The sequence below is a fragment of the Streptomyces sp. NBC_00582 genome (genome assembly GCF_036345155.1).
Taxonomy (GTDB): domain Bacteria; phylum Actinomycetota; class Actinomycetes; order Streptomycetales; family Streptomycetaceae; genus Streptomyces.
In genome coordinates this window covers 7,545,226-7,564,221 of the sequence record NZ_CP107772.1, presented here as the reverse complement: position 1 = coordinate 7,564,221, position 18,996 = coordinate 7,545,226, and the positions used below count along the sequence as shown (strand labels likewise).

At 67.8% G+C, this 18,996-nt stretch carries 10 protein-coding genes; 3 read left to right on the top strand and 7 right to left on the bottom strand.

Translation table 11 applies throughout. The features are described from left to right. Positions 1-27: 27 nt before the first annotated feature. From OG852_RS34215 to OG852_RS34205, 3 genes are all read right to left on the bottom strand, one after another. The gene (locus OG852_RS34215; RefSeq protein WP_330349957.1) at positions 28-903 is read right to left on the bottom strand and encodes a hypothetical protein; all 876 of its coding nucleotides are present in this window, start codon (positions 901-903) and stop codon (positions 28-30) included. A 289-nt stretch (positions 904-1,192) separates the two neighbouring features. After that, on the bottom strand, positions 1,193-1,396 hold the full coding sequence (locus OG852_RS34210) for a DUF397 domain-containing protein (RefSeq protein ID WP_330349956.1): 204 nt from the start codon (positions 1,394-1,396) through the stop codon (positions 1,193-1,195). Then, positions 1,393-2,223 carry a helix-turn-helix domain-containing protein gene (locus tag OG852_RS34205; protein ID WP_330349955.1) on the bottom strand — a complete coding sequence of 277 codons (831 nt, stop codon included), beginning with the start codon at positions 2,221-2,223 and terminating at the stop codon, positions 1,393-1,395. The genes OG852_RS34210 and OG852_RS34205 overlap by 4 nt, the downstream gene beginning before the upstream one ends. 242 nt (positions 2,224-2,465) lie before the next feature. Between OG852_RS34205 and OG852_RS34200 the strand changes: the two genes are divergently transcribed. Further along, on the top strand, positions 2,466-3,014 hold the full coding sequence (locus OG852_RS34200; RefSeq protein ID WP_330351546.1) for an ATP-binding protein: 549 nt from the start codon (positions 2,466-2,468) through the stop codon (positions 3,012-3,014). On the opposite strand, the gene pglX is transcribed toward OG852_RS34200, so the two are convergent. Both pglX and pglW read right to left on the bottom strand, forming a co-directional pair. Then, positions 2,941-6,570, bottom strand: a complete 3,630-nt coding sequence (gene pglX, locus OG852_RS34195; protein ID WP_330349954.1) for a BREX-2 system adenine-specific DNA-methyltransferase PglX — start codon at positions 6,568-6,570, stop codon at positions 2,941-2,943. The two genes, OG852_RS34200 and pglX, sit on opposite strands and share 74 nt — an antisense overlap. After that, the gene (gene pglW / locus OG852_RS34190) at positions 6,567-11,270 is read right to left on the bottom strand and encodes a BREX system serine/threonine kinase PglW (RefSeq protein WP_330349953.1); all 4,704 of its coding nucleotides are present in this window, start codon (positions 11,268-11,270) and stop codon (positions 6,567-6,569) included. Before pglW ends, pglX begins: the two co-directional genes overlap by 4 nt. 186 nt (positions 11,271-11,456) lie before the next feature. Here pglW and OG852_RS34185 point away from each other — a divergent pair, with 186 nt between their 5' ends. Further along, on the top strand, positions 11,457-12,902 hold the full coding sequence (locus tag OG852_RS34185; RefSeq protein ID WP_330349952.1) for a hypothetical protein: 1,446 nt from the start codon (positions 11,457-11,459) through the stop codon (positions 12,900-12,902). A 111-nt stretch (positions 12,903-13,013) separates the two neighbouring features. Next, positions 13,014-13,379: a hypothetical protein gene (locus OG852_RS34180; RefSeq protein ID WP_330349951.1), complete on the top strand. Its 366-nt coding sequence runs from the start codon at positions 13,014-13,016 to the stop codon at positions 13,377-13,379. Positions 13,380-13,399: 20 nt separating this feature from the next. Here the strand turns inward: OG852_RS34180 and OG852_RS34175 are convergent, their stop codons facing one another. After that, positions 13,400-15,286 carry a DNA/RNA helicase domain-containing protein gene (locus OG852_RS34175; RefSeq protein WP_133909865.1) on the bottom strand — a complete coding sequence of 629 codons (1,887 nt, stop codon included), beginning with the start codon at positions 15,284-15,286 and terminating at the stop codon, positions 13,400-13,402. A gap of 246 nt (positions 15,287-15,532) precedes the next feature. Next, on the bottom strand, positions 15,533-18,712 hold the full coding sequence (locus OG852_RS34170) for a DNRLRE domain-containing protein (RefSeq protein WP_330349950.1): 3,180 nt from the start codon (positions 18,710-18,712) through the stop codon (positions 15,533-15,535). Positions 18,713-18,996 lie beyond the last annotated feature (284 nt).

Genomic DNA, 18,996 nt, shown 5'->3' with positions numbered 1-18,996 from the left:
GCGAGCCCTCGCGCGGGGCTCGCCTTGTCATGACTGAGGTTCCTCCAGCTTGACGGCAGTGGTGTCCGCGTCGTGCTCTTCAGCGTGTGCTGGGGCGAAAGGTTCTTGGTCTTCCACGACTTCGCCGTCCACGACTTCGCCGTTCGTCTCTCGGGGCGACGGTTCCGCCAGTGGCAGGCTGGAGAGGTGCTTCTTGAGCCTCTTGGCCATCGGAAGGTAGGTCGCAAGAGTGAGCCCGCCGGAGACAGCGGCTCCTACGAGAGGGATGGCCTTCGAGACGCTCTTCGCGAAGGAATCCTTTGTCATCTTGACGCCGAGGTAGCCTGCGACTTTTTTGACGATGGGATAGATGAGGCCCTTGGTGAGTGCCTTCTGAGGCAGCTTCTTGGCAGCCTGCTCGGACATCATCGCCGCGACCTTCCCCACGGCGGCGTTCGCCGACTGGGTGCCGAACATCACGCCGAAGAACAGCGTGAGCACCCCCATGGTCGCGTCATCGACGTCATCACCCTCGTCGGAGAACAGATCGGGCCAGCTGTAGAGGTACGCGAGTTTCTGCGCGATACGCAGCATGTGGCCGAAGTACTGGGCCAGGTCGGCGGGCACGGTAGCGGGAAGGGCGAAGATGCCGGGTATCCCGGCAGCGGCGGAGAGAGCGCTGACCTTACCGGTTTCATAGCGGATGGAGTCGTTGGCGACCTTGTCGAGAACCTCGATGGGGATGCCCGCCGCAGCGGGCGTCTCTTCTATCGCTCTTCGGATGTCGTCCTCGGAGCAGCGGCGAGCCAACGCACTTCGGAGGTAGGCCTCCCTGTTGATACGCACACCTGGAAGCTTCGCTGCCGCCAGCAGCAACGCGGAGAAGCGCGACTCGGGGTTCTCGATCTCTTTACCCTGATTCATGCCAGGAACCTACAGTAGGTCCGCGCGCCAAGGACCGTACTCTGTCAGCTCCGTTGGGGCCTCGTTATGCGAGTGACGGTGACGCGCGGTCTGGGTCCGCCACGATGTCGATCGGCGCCCGGGAAGGCGATCGCCGTCGCGAACCGAGCGTCTCTGGGCGAACGTTGATCGGCCGGCAGCCGACGCCGACGCGGCACCGGGTGAGCGGGGCGCGAGGGCTGCTGAGGTCTGTGGAGGCGGACATGCACAGGGCCCTCGGCAAGCACACGCCCGCCGAAAGGCCCTGCAATCAGAGTGCCGCGAACTCTACGAAGACGGCCCAGGCCGTGGGGTCTACGGCGAGTGCGGCGCGGGTTGTGTCCTTTGAGTCACGGACCTGGACCGCGCCGGGGCGGGCGGCGACCTCAAGGCATTCACCCCCCGAGCCTGTGCTGTAACTGCTCCTAAACCAGGCTGACTCGGGTACCGGCACTATGAGCTGTTTGGCGTTCATCTCTCTCCAAGCAACTTCTCGATGAGGGTCAGGGACTCGCGCGGAGTGAGCGCCTGAGCCCGAAGGATGCCGTACTGCTCCTCGATCTCCCGTACCTGCCTCCGCTCCGTATAGAGACGACTGTCCTTGTACGCCTCCACGTAGGCGATCCTCTGCCCTTCGTGCGTCTCGATCAAGGTGAAGGGGCCATCCAACCCAGCATGCTCGTCCCGCTCGATCGGCATCACCTGGATTTCCACGTTACGCCGGTGCCCGTGCAGAAGAATCTGCTCCAACTGACCCCGCATAACGGCCCGTCCACCGAGGGGTCGCCGCAGAACGAACTCCTCGATGACGAAGCTGATGGTGGGCATCGGGGCACGGGAGAAGATCTCCTGGCGTGCGAGGCGAGCCGCGACCCGTTGGCTGATGGTGCCCTCGTCCAGCAGCGGACGCCACATGGAGAACACCGCTCGCGCGTACTCTTCCGTCTGCAACAGCCCTGGTACTGCCTTCGTCGCGTACAGGTGCAGGGCTGCCGCCTTGGCCTCCAACCGTGCCGCATCCCGAAAGAACGTTGGATACTGAGCCCGAGCCACCTCCTCCTTGCTCGCGCTCAGCACCCCACCAGCCCCCAGCACTTCATCCGCCTGGTCGATGAACTTCGGCGGCGGAATGCGTCTCGCCTGCTCGAACGACGCGATAGTCGAGGCCGAGTAGCCGGTCAGCGAGCCGAGCCTCGCGCGGTCCATGCCCGCGCGATCCCGGAACAGCTTCAACTGCCGTCCGAACACGCACAGCATGCCCGTCCCGACCTCGTACTCCGGCTGCTGAACCTCGTCGTCCACGCCGCAGCTCCTCCCGTACGACCATCACGGCCACCGGACTCCGCCCGCCCAACGCACGGCCCGGAAACCGGTCACGCCCCACACCACGTACAAGCGCACCGCCCGGGTGTACAGCCCGCACCCGTCAGCACGTCGCTCCTGTTCAACGCTACGCAGAGTCCGCGACCGTTGACCGCATGAAGTCAGGAACTCCCCCGAACGGGCATATGCCACAGCACCTCGCACCCGAACGCGAGTTCGCCATGCGCTTCACCTCAACCCCACGCGGTGCCCGCCTCGCCCGCCGACTGGTCTCGCACCGCCTGGACGACTGGGGCCATCCCTACACGACCCCGGTGAACGAGACCCTCACCCTCATCACGGCCGAACTGAGCGCCAACGCCGTACGCCACGGCCACGTCCCCGGCCGGGACTTCCACGTCCAACTCACCCTAGCCGAGGGCACCTTCCGCATCGAGGTGACCGACACCCGCGCCGAGAAACAGCCCCCGGCCACTCCCCCAACCCCCGACTCCGCATCCGAGGCCGGCCGCGGCCTGCTCCTCGTCGCCGCCCTCGCGGACGACTGGGGCGTCATCCCTCGCCCGGCCGCTCCCGGCAAGACCGTCTGGGCCGAGCTGCGCGTACCGACCGGAGGCCACCCGCGCACGCACCAGGTGGCCCCTCGTCCGGCAGACTCGGCATCGGCGTATGGGCACGACACCGAGTCGTTTCCGGCTACTTCTTCACAGCGGCGCGACGGCCTCGGGTTGCGGCCGGGGGCTGCCAGTTACGGAGATCGTCGTCCGTGAGTCCATGCTCGCCCTGCTTCTGCTGACGGTAACCGGCGAAGAAGTCCGCCGGGGAGCCGCTGTAGAGCATGTCGAACTCGTTGTGCCACTGGGACAGCCACGGCTGGAGTTCCAGCAGGCCGGCGAGGAACGGCGTGATCTCCTCGGCGGTCAGCGCGGTGTTGGTGAAGTACGTGGCCAGGGCCTGCGCCTGCTCCCGGTGATCCCAGCCGGCCCAGCCATACAGGTCGGGAGTGGCCGCATTGGCCTGCCCGTAGGAGATGAACCGCTCCTTGGGCACGTCGAGCTTGCCACGCGCCCTCCAGTAGGAGGGGCGGAGGAAGTCGGCCGAGGTGTACTTCGGTGGCACGGGGATGGAGTCCCGAATCTTTCGCTTGGCGGGCTCGTCCGGCGCGGCGTCCTCCTTGCGCTGAAGGTCCCACACCTCTTCCCAGTCAGCGCGCTTCTTCAGGCCGGACGGCTTGTAGCGCAGGGCCGAAAGGAACGGCACGTGCTCGTCGGTGATCAGCTCGGCGACGACCTTCGCGAGTTCCTTGCGGGGCGCGTAGAGCGCGGCAACAGAGACGAAGTCCTCGTCGCGGGAGAGGGCGTCGGTGAGACGGGCCAGGGTGAGGATGGTGGGCTGCCCGTTCTCGTCGAACCAGTGGTCTCGGTTCTCCATGCGGTCGAGCAGCCAGGAGCGGAGAGCCTTCTCCTGGAGGGCGTCCCAGCCTTCGGTGGCCCAGCGGCGCTTGTACTCAGGTCGCTCGACCATGCCGATGGCGCGGTTCGTCTCGATGGCGTCGATGCGCTTCTGGACAATCCCGCGGTAGGGCGCGGGCCAGTGGGCGGGGATCTCCGTGATGGGAGTGGAGTTGTGCCGCTTGAACCACTCGTCACTGGCCTCACCTGCGGCTACGCGGCGGGCGAGGACAATCTCGAAGGCACGCTCGCCAAGGGCCAGTCCGGGGATGTTGGGGTCGTCGGGGTCCTCGGAGACGCGGAGGTCTTCGTAGTGGAGGTTGTAGAGGGAGTAGACCTGCCAGTCCAGTTCCTCCTGGAGGGCGATCATCCGGACACGGGTCGGCTCCCACGCCTCATGAGCCTCCCTGAGGGCGGAGGCCGTGGGGGTAGTGGCTCTTGCCACGGCGAAGGGGGTGGTGGCGGAAAGCTGCTGGGCAAGGGCGTCGAGCAAAGCAGCGAGGGCGGTCGGATAGGAAACGGGCAGTGGAAAGCGCTCAATGTTTGAGCCGTTGAACTGGTAAAATCGTTCCCATTCAGAGCTGGTAAAACCTCCCCCTTCACCTCGAATTCCCTTGTCGTGACAGTTCAGCTTTAGCCATAGACAAGCGGTAGAACTGTTCAGGAGACCGATGAGTTGGAGATGCTCCTCTTCACTGGCGCCTTCCCTGAGTTTCACCACGGGCGCGGTCTGCTTGAAAACCTTCCCACCCCGATCCAGCGCGAAGCGATTATGTGTGGCAACCTCCGCGAACGTGATCGACAAGGGGCTTCGGTAACGCTCGGAAACCCATCGATACCATGCCCACCAAGGTTTCCCTTGGTCCTGCTGTGTCTGTCCCCCAAAGTCCGTGGTCGACCGCAAGTGACTGCGCACCTTCCACAACCACCGCCCCCAAGCGCTGCCGTCATCGTACGGCAACGGTTTGAGGTCACCACTGTATGGAGCAATTGCACTATCACCGGTTTCCACATCCCAGTCCCGCACAACTTCACCAATAACCAGCGGGCGCGCAACGGTGGAATCGATGCCCTGACGCCGCAGCGAATGCGGGTCACTAATGAAGGCATCATCCTGGCCCGGAAAGCTAGCAAAACCGATGTCGCGCGAAAGTACGGAGCGCAGCTGCTCGACGGCGTTCTCCTCAACGGACGAGTTCAGCTCCAGACCGCCGTCGGCCAGGATCCAAGGCTGCTTGCCGAAGTACTTCTTGCGGTGCAAGTCGTCCACAGACACCCATTGGCTCACCGAACCAGGCTTGTCGATCTGCTCCACGATCGCCTGCCAGACAAGCCCCTCTTCGGCATTTTGCGGCGCGGACGGCTCACCCTGCACACTGCGAACAGTCCGGATCACCGACGATCGCCTGTCGCCGCCCCGCTGCCTGCCCACCAGAATGACCGTCGGAGTCCCATGTCCCGGGATGTAGGCACCCGAGGTATCGATGACCTCGGTCAGCTCCACGGCGTGTCCGAAGTACCCCTCGATGAGCTTTGTACCGAACTCCCGCTTCATGAAGGAGTTGGCGGTGATCTGTCCGACCAAGCCGTAGCCGCGCCCTTCAGCGTTTCCGCGCTTGGCCAGCTCAAAAAACCGTTGAGCGAACGGAACCGACAGCGCGTACTTGCCCGCGCAGGCCGGATAAAGCTCTCGATACAGCTCGTTGAGCTTCTTGTCCTTCACCGTAATGTAGGGCGGGTTTCCCACCACCACGTGGTACCGCCCCGGCCGCAGGATCTCCGGGTGCTCTTGCACGTCCTCCGTGGCGTACTTGAACTCAGCCAGCTCATCCACGAGATCTTCGCCCGCCTCGCCGAACAGGTTGCCCTGCTGGGACCGGCGGGACTTGATCAACGAGTCGCCGACCCCTAGGTGGACTGGCCACTCGTACTTCGATGCCTCGTCCAACGTCCGCACGCCGCTTGCAGCCATAGCCGCAACCAACAACCGGAACCGAGCAATAGCTACCGCGAATGGGTTGATGTCCACCCCGTGCACCGAGTCCAGCGCAGCCCGCACCCGCTCATGCACATCCCGCCCCGGCTGCCCCTCCCCCCACAGCCGTACAAGCCGCCGAAACGCCCCCAACACAAAGTGTCCCGACCCACAAGTAGGGTCGATCATCTTCAGTTCCTCGTACCCGAACTCCCGCACCGCCGGGTTCATCGTCCGGTCGAGGATGAACTCCTCCACGAACTCCGGCGTCTGAAGCAGCGCGTACGTCTTCCGCGCGGCCTCGCTTAGATCCTGGTACAGATCCCCCAGGAAGCGCGTGTCCCACCCCTCCGTACCGTCCTCGTTCAGCGGGTCGGTGAAGTCGTGGACGAGGACGCCCCCCTCATCCCTCCCCCGCCAGAACTCGACCAGCTCCCGCGCACCGTCATGCGAAAGCGGGACCTGGTACAGCGGATTGTGCCGCTTATCAAAAAGCAGCCGTCCAGCCTGCCCCTGCCCCAGTTCCTCGAACGCCTTCTCCAGCCACCCCCGATACGTCGGGTCTTCGTCCGACTCCACATACGCGTCGTACCGAGACTCCGCCAACTCCCGCCGGTCACCGTCCGGCCCCGTCAGGTATGGCTCCGGGATCAGCCGGTTGTCCTCGCAGAACCGCACGAACACAGTCCCCAGCACCCACGCCACCGCGACCTGCGTGACCCGCTCGTCCAACCACGAGGTCCATGTCGCCGCCGTACGCCCGAGCTTGCGCGCCTGGTCGTACTCGGCCCTCAGGCGCGCGCCGACCTCACCCAGCGCCTTCACCTGGCGCCCGAGGTCGGTCTCGACCGCCTTGACCTGCTGCTTCAGGTCATTCAACAGAGCCTTGCGGTCGATCACTTCGCGTCTCCCTCGACACCACTGGCACTAGCCACAACCTCGCCGGACCCGCGATGGGCGTTCCCCACCCACGTGTCCGGAAGCTGAATCCACTCCCCCAGGCCGGCCTGGTACGGCACGGCCACCTGCCCGAGCCGGGGCTCACGCGAGGGGTCGCTCTGCGGGACCAGGAGCCACAGCCCCCGCCCGCCCTGCCGGGCCGCCGACGCCAGTCGGTCCAGGACGCCCATCGCGTCGTACCGCGCGAACACCCCGGCCTCCGTCAGCAGTACAGGCCCGGCCCCGCCGCCCCCACCACCGTTACCCAGCAGCTTCGCGATCCGGGGCTCCACCGCGCCCCAAGCCGTCCGCGCGTACTCCGCGAACCGCACCGCGCCCTTCGAGCCCGGCTCGGCGGCGTCCGCCTTGAGCAGCGTCTCCCACGTGGGCTTGGTACCCGGCGTGACCTGAGCGTGCAGGGCCTCCAGGAACAGCTCTGTCACCGACACCGCAACCGTGCCCAGTCGCTCGGCGCCCAGCTCCCGCACCGCGTCCCGCACCAACTGCTGCCGTACGGTCAGCACCCGGTACCCGTCCCGGCGGGCCGACGCAAGCAGTCGTTCCTCCGCGCGTACCGCGCCCGCGAGCTGCGGGTCGTCCGCGTATCGCGTCACCGCGCCCGTACGCGTCGACTGCCGCCACGCACCCGTCGTCAGATAGCTCGACGCGTCGTCCACCCGCGTCGGCAAGTAGCGCAGCACGCCCTCGCGTTCGTGCATGTTGAGCGACAGCTCAAAGCCGGCGTCGCGCAACGCCTTGGTGAGCGGGCCCCCCGTCGGTAGTTCGTGGTGCGTGCCGCCACGCCCGTCAGGAACGACCATCTCCGGGAAGCGAGCACGGACCCGCTCGTGCACGGCCTCGCCCGTCAGTCCCGGCTGCTGCCCCTCCGGCATACCCGGGATCCAGCGGACGAGCCCGGCCTGCGTGAGTCGCAGCGCCCGGACCAGCGACAGGTCACGCGGGTAGATCTCCAGACGCGGAGTAGCAGCCGCATTCACTGACGCCGCAGCCGCCAGCTCCACCATCCGCCGCTCGTCCCAGTCCACCGCGCCCGGCGGCACCGTCAGCGCGCCCAGCTCGGCCAGCACAGTGGCCGCCGTCGGCAGGGTGTCCAGCCGGGCGAGCCGATCAGCCGTCTTCCCAAGACGGGTCGCGTACTCCAACAAGCCCGGCGCAGTCGGAGTGTCTGGGCCGTCGCTCTCCCGCACGTCGAGCGCGAGCAGGCCGGCGCCCAGAGACTCGTCCGTCGCCTTGCGGTTCGGCTGGTGCTGGAACTCGGCCTCTTGCGGGGCCAGTTGCTCCACCTCCACCACAGCCCGCACAGCGGCCAACGCCATCGCCCGCCGCTGCTCACGCCCCGCGAGATGCGTGCCGCGCCGGACCGCCAGGGCATCCGCGATCTCCACCGCCGAAGCGACCCGCCCCATGCTCACCAGCAGGTCGATGATCTCCTCGCGCAGCGCCTGGACGGCAGGCTCCGCCTTCCAGCGCTTGCGCTCCTCCTTGAGCATCTGCGGGATACGGCCATGGCTCAGCCCAAGGCCGTCCGCGACATCCTTCTGCTTCGGCCAGACACCGATGTCGGGCAGCACGCCGTGCTCGTCGGGCAGCCGCAGCAACAGCCGTACCATCTCCGCCTTGTTGCGGTTGGAGCCGTTGTTGTTGACGGCGGGCACGAAGACGGTGGCCAGGGTGTCCAGGCTGACCGAGCGCAGTGTGCGCGGGGACAGCGCGCCCGCCGACTCGCCCGTCGCGAGCTGACCCACAACCGCAGACTCGGCGGCCGTGAGCTGCTCCAGCTCCTCCTTGGCCTCCGCCCGCCCCTTTGCCGTCAGCGGCGAGACGGGGATCTCGCGCAGCCGCTCACCCCACTCGCGCTGCCGCTGCTGGACCTCGTTGCGGGTCTTGGCGCCCAGGCCAGGAGCGTTGACGAGCTTGCGGCGGCTGTAGTCGAGCAGTTCGCCGACCGTCGTGATGCCCAGGCCGTACAAGAAGGACTGTGCGGCGGGCGTAAGTCCGGAGACCGTCAGCGGAGTGTCCCGCGTGACCTCGGCGGCCAGCCGGTCGCGCTGCTGCTCGGCGCTTTCCGGCTCGGCGTCCGCGATCGCCGCAGCGGCGGCACCCTCTGCGGGCAGCGCCTCCCCCGCCCCAGTAGCCGCCGGGGCTGACGCGCGGGTGCGGTGACTGGACGGGACCGTCTGCGACGCGTCGAGGAACACCTTGCGCCAGGCGTCCCGCATCGGCTTCAGCTCGGGGTACCGCTTGCCCGCGTCGCGGTGCAGGGCCTTCTGGAAGAAGGCGACGAGACCGTCCCGTACGGCCGGGTCGAAGGCCTCGGCTGCGATGGTCGGGTACGGCCACTCCTTCGCGTCGGTCATGCGGGGCAGGACGCTGCCGTCGCCCCACTTGGGCAGCTCACCGGAGGCCATCTGGTGCAGGGTGACTGCGACGGCGTACCGCTCGGCGTGCGAGTCGTAAGAGCCGCGGGTGATGACGTCGACGAAGGGGTCGAGGTAGCCGTCGGTGCCCGCGTTGGTGCTCTTCGCCGGGTAGCCGGCGAGGGAGAAGTCGATGAGGACGAGTTCGCGGGTGCGGTTGGGGCGGATGCGGATGGCGATGTTGTCGGGCTTGATGTCGCGGTGCCAGACGCCCTCGCCCTCCAGGAAGTCGACAGCGCCGAAAAGGTAGTCGCCGTACGCCTCCAGCTGGTCGACCTGGAGGCGGCCGTTCTCGCGGAGCTGGCGGGCGACGGTCTCCTCACGGCGGCGCGGGCGCCCACTGCCCTCGGTGCCCTGCCCACCCTCGTCGCGCTCGTCACCGACGTACTCCAGCACCAGGACCGTACGGCCGCCCATGTGCAGCGGCTCGGGTTCGACGAGGCGGATGATGCCGGAGTGGGGGCGCAGGCGTCCCATGGCCTCGGCCTCGCGGGCGAGGATCTCGCTGCGGCTGTCGGAGAGGGCGACCTTCAGCACGGCCAGCGGGCGGGTCCTGCGGGCCTCGGCCTCGAGGTCGCGGACGAGGAAGGCGCGGCTGGTGGAGCCGGTGCCGAGGCGGCGGCGGATCTCCCACCGGCCGGCGAGCACGTCACCGGCTACGGCCTCCAAGGGGTCCTTGTCGGCGGTGGTCTCGTCGTCCTCGTCGTCCGGGCCCTCCGTACCGGTGGTCGCCTGAGACGGGGCGGTGAGGGAGTCCTCCACGACCTCCAGCAGCTCCAGGAACTCGTCCACACTGGAGAGGCGCTGGCCGGGACGGTAGGCGGTGGCGGCCTGCACCAGGTCGTCGACGTCCTCCGACAGGCCGTCCACCAGGGAACTGGGGCGCAGGCCCTCCCCCGCCTCCAGTCGAGCCAGCAGCTCGGCCTGGCTGGCGGCCGGGGCCTTGCCGGTGACCAGCAGGTACGTGAGGACGCCGAGGCCGTACACGTCGAGGTGGACCGGGTCGGGGTTGAGGGCGGTCAGCTCGGGGGCGAGGTAGGCGTCGGCGTCGTCGGCCAGGTGCATCGCGGACAGGGCGGTGGGCGCGAAGCGGGTCTGGCCCTGGGAGGAGTCGCCGCTGCGCTGGGTGGCGATCTGCCAGTCGGAGATCTGCAGGTGCGGGGTGAGCCAGGCGGCCTCCTCCCCCACCGCTCGACCCTTCCTGCCTCGTGGCCTGGGGACGACGAGCACGGAGCGGGCGGCGAGCGCCCGGTGGTGGATGCGGCTGGAGTGCGCGGAGCGCATGGTCTCGGCGAGCTGGCGGACCAGCGCCATCCGGCCGAGGATGTCCAGCTTCTCGCCGTACTGGACCAGGTACTCGTCCAGCTTCAGGGTGTCCGGGTGGTAGTCGAAGATCAGCGCGGGGCCGGCGGCGTGCCCGGAAGGGAAGTACTGCTTGAGTTCGACCGCGCCCGGGTGCTTGAAACGGCCGAGCACCGCGGCCTCGCGTCGGGCCGCGTTCTCGACGGACTGGCGCAGGGAGGCGTCGGAGCCGCGTTCGCTGAGGTAGATGCGGACGCGGGCGGCCTCGGGGAGGTCGCTGTGGCGGGCGAGGTAGTCCGCCCAGGTGGGCCCGGATTCGAAGGACTTCCGCTCCAGCTCGTACGGGCCGACCTTGTACTGCGCGTCGCTCTTGCGAATGCCGATGTTCTTGAGGGCCGCCTCGATCTCGCGCGAGCTGATCGCCGTGATGCGGCGCCGCTCGTCGCGCGGGGGCGCCTTGAGCATCTCGACCAGTTGATGGACGGTGTAGACACCGTTCTGGTCGTGTGCGGGCAGGCGTACGCGGAGGCTGTTGTCGGTGAAGCAGACTGCCTCGGCGACCCAGACCCGCTTGTTGCCAGGCAGCGCGAGCAGGCCGGCCAGTTCCTTGGCCTTGCGGTTGACCAGGTGCAGCGGGTTGCCGTGCGTACGGCGGCGGCCACCGGGCGTGGTCTGCACCCAGGTGCCGTTCTCCGAGGTGACCGAGCCGTGCCAGTCCTTCAGCTCGATCATGCAGACGCCGCCGGGGGCGACGACCAGCAGGTCCACCTCGCGTACGTGGCCGGTGTTCGCGGTGAAGGTGAAGTTCGACCAGGCCCGCCAGGGGTCGGAGTCCGGCAGCTTCTCCCGGATGGCCTCCAGGCCGCGGCGTTCATGATCGAACTCGGACTCGGTGACCGTGACCCACCGGCCTTCCCGCATGCCTGTTCCCCGCTCCTTGTGTCCCTCAAGGGTCGCCGTTCCCCATGGTCAGACCCAGGGTGACGATCCTAGTCCGTGCCTGTGACATGAGAAGGGGTGATGAAGGACGGAACTTAGGACATGCATCCTGCACCAGGCATCGCATGACATCCGAACCGGCCTTTCCGTCGTCGGTAGGGTCGGCCCGTGACCTACATAGTGACCCTTACACCGAGCCAGATCGCGAAGAACGAACCGGACTGGCTCGTCGCGCAACGTTTCACGAAGGGACTGCCCACGGAACTCGACACGTCCCCCGAGGGGACGCGGTTAGCGTTCCTTGTCTGCGACAACAGGGCAGGCTCGGCCGGCAGCGGCCGCAAGGAGTTCTCCGAACGCGGCCGCTTCATCATCTGGGTGGGGTCGGTTCTGCGCATCAACACCGTGGGACCGGTGGACAGAAGCATCACCATCGAGCCCATGAGAAGTTGCCCGGAGGCAGTTCCGCTCGACGGCCCCGAAGGCATCCTCGCCGCCCTCTCCCCTGCTCACCGAGCGGCTGTGGAGCAGGCCTTGTCGGGGAGCGCGGGATACTGCGGAACAGAAACTTGGCAGGCCCTCCGGGCAGCGCTCCGACAGAGCCACCCGGAGCTGACGCCGTACATCGACTGGCTGCTGGCCCGGCTCAACCCGGTTGTCTTCAGGCCGGACGATGCTGCGGACCGCGCATGGCAGGAACAGAAAGACGCGGCCGACTCCCTCACTCGCCTTACTGATTTCCCCCACTCCGCATTGGCTGCCTGGGACCGCCCCCTCAACCGGGACGACACCTATCTCGCAGGTCTCATCCCGGAACCTTTCGAGCAAAGCCTGATCGAGCACGACGTGCGAGTCGGCCTCGGAGACATGTCGCAACTCTTCGACGGCTGGCGGCGGCTCAGCGATGTGCTGTGTGACATCCATGTCCTGGAGGATTCGACAGGACGCCGACTCGAGATCGTCAACGTCAATGCCACCCCGGTCGAGAACCGGCTGGGTACCGACATGATCTACTACCACCATCCCACTCACAGCTTCGTCCTCGTCCAATACAAACGGCTGGACCCGCGAGGCAAGGAGTACCGGGTGGACAAGCAGCTTCGCGGACAGATGGACCGCCTGGAGAAGGTGTCGCAGCTCAGCCGCGAGCCCGCACGCCCTCACGAATGGCGTCTTGCCCAGGATTCGTGCTTCCTGAAGTTCGCCTACTGGCGGGACACCGCGACCTCCTCCTCCGACCTGGCACATGGCATGTACCTTCCCCTCTCCTATGCCCGTCTGCTGCTGGACGACGACTGCACACTCGGCGAGCGAGGTGGGCGGATCATCAACTATGAGCGTGTGGGCCGCTATCTCGTCAGCTCGGAGTTCACTGACCTGGTGAAGCTCGGCATGGTCGGAACCGTCGGAACCAGCGTCGAAGAGCTCCGGGACCTGGGACTGCAACGAGCCCGTGAGGGTTACAGCGTCGTGATGGGGCTTGAGACAAGCGAGGAAACGCCTCGCGCTCGTACCACCCGTGTCCGTAAGCGCAGCTCGAAGGAGAGGCCCAAGGTGACGTCGTATTCCCCACCCACCGCGCAGGAGTCCTTGTTCGACATCCCGGACTCTTGATCTACGAGGGCACCCCTGCCGCCAGGGACTCGACGTTCTGTTCCGCCCCACAATGTGGGCAACGGTGAGACCCTTCATCCCGACACAGGTGCCAGGTCAGGGAGCAGACGGATGCCGAGCGAAGCAGAGAACCGGTTCCACGGCGACATGCGCAGGGGCGCCGAACGCCTCAAGCGGGAAATCGGCTACAACCCCACGCGGTTCGTACAGATGCTGGGTGAGCTGGGCGGTGTCGGGGCCGCCCGGCAGCTCTTGCGGGGCGGCAACGCCTCGGACGGTTTCACCACGCTGTGGGAAGCCGGTCGCCTGGAGCTGAGCGTCGAGGCGTTCGTTCTCCTGCCGTGGTACCGGCATCTCTTCGAAGAACATCACCTGGCCACGGCCCAGTATCGGTTGAGCGAGCACGGCCTCGACGTCGACCGCTTCCTGCGTGAAGCCCGGCTGAATCCTCCACTGTGGGTTTCTGACGACGTCTGAACGCACGCTTTCCCGTCCCGTCAGACCGCCACTGCTTCCCTTGCCGGTCCACCCGCGAGCTCGCGCAGTTTCCGTCGCGTCTCCGGGTCCGTCGAGTACACGATCGTGCCGACCATGCCCCGGGTCAGCAGGACCTTGTAGGTGTTGCGGATCAGGCGGTCCACGTCGGTGTCCGGGGTGGACTTCTTGAAGACCGGGTCCTTGGACGCCGTGCGGTCCGTGACCCAACGGTCTCCCCGCCAGACCAGATCGGGGCCGATGATCACGCCGGACCAGTCGTACTCGAAGCCCTGGGCGGTGTAGACGCAGCCGACCTGTCCGAAGCCCGCCGGGTCGGTGGCCCACAGGGCGGCCGGGGGCGCGCCGGAGACGGAGCGGTCGCCGCGCAGATTCCAGGGGCGGGCCCAGTCGCCGATGACGACATCGGGCGGGAGTGGGTCGCCGGGCCTGGGTTCCGGGGACCAGCGCCAGCAGTAGCCCGCGGACATACGGGCGCCGTAGTCCTGGGTGCGACGAGCTTCGAGGAAGGCCTCCATCTCCTGCGGGCTGTCGGCGACCATCAGCTGCATGCGATCGTCGGGTTCCCATACGACCGGCCCGCCCGGCTCCAGGCCGAGGAGGCGGACCACCCAGCGCAGGTAGGCGTCACTGCCACCGCAGCGGAACTGGCTGTCCAGCGGGACGACACTGCAGGGGATGCCCCGCTTCGCCGCGGCCTCCTTGATCTCGGCGACTGTGCCCATCTCACCGGGACGGACGACCTGGTGCTCGTCGAGGAAGAAGACGGGCACGTAGGCGACGTCTATGAGTTCGTCGATCTGTGCCCTTCCGGTACGGTTCTCGGCGCGCGTGTAGCGGTTGGCCGAGGTCTCCCGGATGCGGTGTGCCTCGTCGCAGATCAGGGCGCCCAGGCTGTTCTTCTCGGCCGTCATGAAGCTGTTGAAGTACTTGAACAGGTCCTGGACTTCCCGCTTGCGGGCTCCGGCGACCTTCCTCATCGTCTTGGTGAACGACTGTGAGCCGGTGGCATGCAGTGCCGGAACCCCGCGCCGGTAGAGCTCGCCGAGCAGTTGAAGGGCGATGACGCTCTTGCCGGTGCCAGGGCCACCCGTGACGATGACGACTTCCTTGCGATCGGCGTGCTTCGCCTTCTCGACCGCGTTGAGCACCATCCGGTACGCGACCTGCTGCTCGTCGAGGAGGACGAACTGCGTGCGGTCGCGCACCTCCTCGGCGGCCACGGACATGAGCTGCTTCGACGGCACCTTGGCGCCCGCGCGGAGTTCGTCCGCCGCCCGGGCCCCGGGGTGCTTGTCGCTCAGTCTCGTACGAAGGTGGTCGAGGAAGGCGCCGCGGCCTTCCTCGGTGAAGAGCAGTCCGTGGCCGTCACGCTCGATCTCGCGCAGTCCGGTCACGCCGAACTCGGTGGCGTTGTGCAGATACGCCACTCCGGCCACCCGGTGCGCGTGTTCGGCAACCGCCCCGTTGAAATTGACGAGGTATTCGCAGTAACGGCGTACCTGCTCGATGGGGTTGAGGACCGGCTGCGCATAGGCGTCGACATGGCACAGGGTCGGGTCGTCCTCGTGGGGCAGTGCCTGGCTCCACTGCTTCAGCTCCACCACGACGTAGGACGGCTCTCCGGTGACCGGGTGCACTCCGGCGAGGACGACATCGGCGCGCTTGCTGTTCAGCGGGAGCGAGTACTCGAGCATGACCTCCACGTCGCCCAGGCCGGCGTCGTTGAGTGCGGCGGCCAGGACGGGGATGCTGCGCTCCCAGGAACGCACCTCCGAGGCGCCGGGCCGATAGCCGTGCATGTGGACGAACTTGTCGGTGAGGTGCAGGAACAGCGAACCGTCGAGTGCCATGACGGCGACCGTTTTCGCGGACGCGCGGAACAGCAAGGACTTCCCCCAGGCAGCACGAAGAGACTCGTGCGGGTGGGGGCATGTCCTTCGAGACTCCACCGGGGTGGAGCGGAAGCCCGTCGGGCCGCGTTGACGATGTGTGTGAGGGTACCTGGCGGTACTGACACTCGTAGCGGTGGTCGCATCCGCGGCAGACCCCGTAGCCGTACGGAAAGGGGGTGAGCCCCCGGCGCCGCATGGCGCCGGGGGCTCACCCCGTCCAGGCCCGGAGGGCGGATCACCTCACCCGAACCCCAACTTCTCGTTCCACCCAGACCCGATCACCGTCTTCACCGGAGCGTTGGTGTTGGTGGTCGACGGGTGGTACACGGACATGTGCCCGTCGGAGGCGAAGCGGGCCCAGATGTCCGGGATTCCGTCCTTGTTGATGTCCGGGATGCCGATCGCCGCGTTCACGTTGGCCTCGGTCCAGCTCGTGCCGAAGGGCTCGTCGCCGTCGACGGCGTTGGCGGCCAGCATCAGGGAGGTGAGGTCGACGCTGCCCGCCACCGCGCCGGGCTTGCCGCGGCGGAGGTTCATGTTGCCGTTGTCCAGGTTGCGCCAGAGCAGGTCGGGGGTGCCGTCCTTGTTCATGTCGGCCAGGTTGACGATGTCGCGGCGGGCCCAGGCGTCGGCGTTCATCTGGGTCGCCGTCTGGATGCTGCCGCCGGTGTAGCCGGAGAGCACCCAGAAACCGGCGGCGGTGCGCAGCACCAGGTCGGGCAGCTTGTCGCCGGTGATGTCGCCGAGGGCCTTGAGCTGGGTCCAGGTGGAGGGCGCGGGCGCGTTCGACGGCAGGCGGATCTTCATGCGCCGGTCGACGTCGAAGGAGCCGTAGCCGTCGCCGGGGTAGAGCCAGAAGCCGCCGTCCGGGGTGCGGGCGAACAGGTCCGTGGTGCCGTCGCCCGGGTAGGTGTCCTGGTAGTGGGCGATCAGCGCGGCCTTGTTGCCGAGCGTCGAGGCGGGGTCGTACCAGTGGCCCGGCGGGTTCAGTGTCGCCTTGCCGTCCTTGCCCCTGGTGTACGACGAGGCCAACTGGCCGTACAGCTCGCCGCCCGGCTGGCCCGGGTACGTGCGCAGGACGCCGTCCGCGTCGATGACGAGCAGGTCGGGGGTGCCGTCTCCGCCCGTGTCGCCGGGGGCGTCGGCGTTCTCCTTCGGCGGGACGTACGTCGTGTAGTCCGTGCGGGCGCTCGGGTTGCCGAGGCTGTCGTAGGCGTAGACCTGGAGGGTGTTGGGGCCGGCGTTCGGCGGCTGGAGGTCGGGGACGGTGGCCTTGCCGCTCGCGTCGGCGTTGACCGGGACCGGGGCGACGCCGCCCCAGGCGTATGTGAACTTCTTCGCGCCCGGCGACGAGAAGGTGATCGGTCCTGTCTGGCCGAAGCTCACCTTCGCCCAGGTGGCGCCGCTCGTGGTGGCCCGCAGCCATACGTCGCTGGTGACGGCCGGCGGCGGCGGACCGGAGCCGTCGACGGTCACGGCGCACGGCGTGGTACCGGGCGGGAAGAAGGTGGAGACCGCCGAGGTGGGGGTGTCGGAGTCCTCCGCGCGCACGTCCCAGTAGTAGGTGGTCTTGTCCTCCAGCGACGACGCGTCGATGATCGTCGACGCCCAGCCGCTGCTGAGGTTGGTGGCCAGGACGCCGGCGGGGGCGGTCGCGCCGGACTTCCAGAAGCGGAAGCGCAGGCCCTTGAGGTTGCCGTCGGGGTCGGTGGCGCGTGCCTTCAGGGTGAGGTCGGTGTCGCCGACCGTGCGGCCCGGGGAGCCGACGACGCAGTCGCCGCCGGGGGAGGTCTCACCGTCGGTGGGCTCGTTCGGCTTGCGGTTGTAGACGGCCTCGACGGTCGCGGAGGTCGCCTTGAACTTGCGCCAGGTCTGCGCGTCGGACTCACTGGTGGCCCGCATGCCGAGGGTGAGGCTCGAGTGGCCGTTGGTCGTGGCGTACTGGGCGGCGTCCTTCACGTTGAAGGCCTCGTAGTCGTCGGGGCAGGAGCTCGCCGACCAGCCGTGTGCGAAGGACTTGCGCTGGAGCTCGTCGGACCAGCTCGGCTGCGCGTTCCATGTCGTGCCCGAGGAGATCGAGCCGGTGCGCCAGATCTGGAACTCGCGGGTGGTGCAGGACCAGGAGTGGTTGTTGAGCACCTTGAAGGTGGCGGACTTGATCTCCGCGCCCCTGATGGAGCTGGACCAGTCCATGCGCCAGAACGAGCGGGCGGTGCCGCCGGTGTCGCTCTCGTGGCCGACGCGGGCGTCGGAGGTGCCGGAGGAGAAGTTGGTGCCGTTGAAGAAGCTCGTGCTCGGGTACGGCTTGTAGGCCACCGTCCAGGCGTCCCAGCCGGGGTTCAGCGGCGGGTCGACGAAGAGGGGATAAGTGATGTCCTCGCGGTCGGCCAGGCCGGTGGCGGCGAAACCGAGCTTCAGGCGGGCCGTGCCGGTGTTCGCGCCGTCCAGGGCGATCGGCAGGGGGGCGGACTCGGCGCCGGGTTCGATGCCGGTGAGACCCGACAGCTTCAGCACCTCGGCCGGGGTGGCGACCGCCGTACGGTTCGCGGTGCCCGGGGGCAGTTCGGGGTCACGGCCGCTGGAGTCCCAGGCGAACGGGGTCGGGATCGAGCCGACCTCCTTGCCGGCCTGGTCCAGGACCCGGACCCGGCTGGCCTTGGTGTCCCGCCGGAACACGGCCGTGTCGGAGCGCAGCCCGTACGAGACGGTGGCGAGCTCCTTGCTCCGCGCGGCCTCGGGGGTCTTGACGATCAGGACCTGCGCCATGCCGCCCTCTTCGCGGGCCACGAGCAGCAGGTCGACGCCGGGCAGCACCTCCGAGTAGAGGGCGCGGGAGCCGTCGAGCACCGGCTCGGGCAGGGTGCCCGGCCAGGTGTACGCGACCGTGTGGCCGCCGAGGTCGACCTCGGCCAGCACGGTGTCGCCCGGGGTCCCGGCACGGGTGAAGGAGCGGTCGGCGCGGTCCTTGCGGGCGTCGCCGCTCGCGAAGCGCACGGCGACGGCCGGGTTCGCGGGTGAGATGCCAAGTCCCCGGGGTGCCTCGGCCGTTCGCTTGAGGGTGTTGTCGATCGGGGCCCACTCGCCGTCGGCGTTCTTCACCCGGGTGGGCGCGGCCGTGATCCGGGTCTTCAGCCGGCCGCTGGGCAGCGCCCAGGTCAGCGTGGTGGCCGTGGTGGCGGTGTCGACCGGAACCTGTTTCCGGGTGCGCCGGGCCTCGGCCATCGCGGCGGCCTCGTCGCGCGGCCCAGTGGAGGCGGGCTTGGCGTCGGTGGCGCCGCGAGGCCGGGCCGGGTCGGAGCCGCCGGGGTGCCACCACGGCAGCAGGGCGGAGGTCAGGGCGGCCAGTACGAGGCCGAGGGTGAGGGACAGCCGTGTGCGGGTGCGCACGAAAGGGCTGAGATATCGGGGCGGCGCGGTCACGGCGGTCTACTCCCGTGGGAACCAAGCGGATTGAGGACAGCACAGACAGCCCCGATCGGCAGGCCGTGGGGCAGAGGCGCGCACACGATCACACATGCGCCGTATCACGTCCATGTATGACCAGTTGTGAATCCGTTATGAAAACAGTAAGTCCATGTGACGGTCTATCAACTGTGTCCGCTTTAAGGCTTTTCCGGTGCCTTATTGGTCATGATCAAGTGATTTCCCCGATCCGTCTGATGGGCCGTCAACGCAACCGTCTGATCCGTTTCGATCCGTGACAG